Annotated in this window: 2 protein-coding genes; both read right to left on the reverse strand. The window is 53.5% G+C overall.

From position 1 onward, the window contains the following. Positions 1-266 (reverse strand): hypothetical protein (locus tag RSSM_RS34905; protein WP_236621302.1); only part of this gene is annotated, 266 nt, incomplete at its 3' end. A gap of 139 nt (positions 267-405) precedes the next feature. Next, positions 406-711 carry a hypothetical protein gene (locus tag RSSM_RS21825; RefSeq protein WP_008684102.1) on the reverse strand — a complete coding sequence of 102 codons (306 nt, stop codon included), beginning with the start codon at positions 709-711 and terminating at the stop codon, positions 406-408. Between the last annotated feature and the right edge of the window lie 119 nt (positions 712-830).

An 830-nucleotide genomic window follows, 5' to 3' on the forward strand; every position in this document is an offset into this window, starting at 1 on the left:
TTCAGTCCAAATTTGTCTGTGGAAAATTCGTGAACGGTCAAATCCTCGTTTCCAGAAAAATCATATCGCATGTGATGCACTGGGAACCCTCCTGAAGCAGGTTCCAACTTCGGTGCGGAACCCGTTGGGAATAGCTTTGCGATTTCTTGTTCCAGAGCCTGGGCGTCGTAGTAGTGCGGCTGGTTGGCCCAGATTGCCCAAGCAGTCCATAGCACGAATAGTGACGCAGCAAGGACGAGGCGAAAGCGTTTCGACGAGTTTGACATTAGCGACATCTCCATCGGCAGAATGTTGGTGGTCACACGGCCATGAACCAGAATGAGGTGATCGCGAATAGTCGACGTCGCCGCTCGCGTGCACCACGCGGGTTACTCGCGAGCGGAATTGAATTCGTGATGGCAAACGCTACTGGAGCGATTCGCCGCCGGCTGGAATCTCGATGCGCGGCAAGAGAATCTCGTCGCCAGCTTTCACATCTGCGGAATCGGCCCCAGGAAATGTGAACGTTTCAACGGCAACCAGACGATGGTATCCATCTTCGGATGCAGGAAGTTTCGCGAAAAAGTCTTGGGGAAGTGAAATGCTGGGCGTATCCGGAATTTGCGATGAAGTGGCAGCAGTTGAATTACCGTTCGCAATGAAATAGCCAGCGGGGGCGCCCGTGACGAAACCAAGTAGGACGAGTGAGGTAATCTTTGCCAGGCGTTTCATGGTTGGACTCCGTTCAGGCGGTGCGAAAGACACCATCGTAGGCGATGCATGCGATTTGCAGAACCGTGATTTCTGTCGGGTGAGATCTGGCGGTTCCGTGTCGGGAAGGTTGATTATCC

It is taken from the genome of Aporhodopirellula sallentina SM41, from assembly GCF_000346505.1.
GTDB lineage: Bacteria > Planctomycetota > Planctomycetia > Pirellulales > Pirellulaceae > Rhodopirellula > Rhodopirellula sallentina.